Genomic DNA, 764 nt, shown 5'->3' on the forward strand with positions numbered 1-764 from the left:
AGCATCAGCATGATCGTCAATGGCCGACGGGGTCGCCTCAAGGTGAGCTGTTGGTGTTTGGGAAGGGGATAGTTGCGAAGTCATCTCCGGTGAGATCCGGGCCATTGTGCTGGATGACAATGTCTGAGTGCCTGCCATGCCTGATGGAGTCATTGACTCATCGGTGGTATTGATCGACGAACTGAGTTCCGGAGAGAACGGAGACGTCGTGTTGGATGACAGTGTCTGAGTACCTGCCATGCCTGACGGAGTCATTGACACATCGGTGGTATTGATCGGCGAACTCAGCTCCGGTGAGAACGGAGCCGTCGTGTTGGATGACAGTGCCTGAGTGCTTGCCATGCCTGACGGAGTCATTGACACATCGGTGGTATTCATCGACGAACTCAGTTCCGGAGAGAACGTAGCCGTCGTGTTGGATGACAATGCCTGAGTGCCTGCCATGCCTGACGGAGTCAGTGACACATCGGTGGTATTGATCGACGAACTGAGTTCTGGAGAGAACGTAGCCGTCGTGTTGGATGACAGTGTCTGAGTACCTGCCATGCCTGACGGAGTCAGTGACACATCGGTGGTATTCATCGACGAACTGAGTTCTGGAGAGAATGGAGAGGTAGTGTTGGATGATAACGTCTGGGTGCCTGCCATGCCTGACGGAGTCATTGACACATCGGTGGTATTGATCGACGAACTCAGCTCTGGTGAGAACGTAGCCGTCGTGTTCGATGACAATGCCTGAGTGCTTGCCATGCCTGACGGAGTCA

1 protein-coding gene is annotated in these 764 nt (G+C 54.1%); it reads right to left on the bottom strand.

Translation table 11 applies throughout. The features are described 5' to 3' along the window. The coding region (locus tag J7438_RS26355; RefSeq protein ID WP_209278990.1) for a hypothetical protein at window positions 1-750 on the bottom strand (750 nt) is incomplete at its 3' end. Window positions 751-764 lie beyond the last annotated feature (14 nt).

Source organism: Thalassotalea sp. G20_0 (assembly GCF_017744175.1).
Classification (GTDB): domain Bacteria; phylum Pseudomonadota; class Gammaproteobacteria; order Pseudomonadales; family Endozoicomonadaceae; genus Endozoicomonas.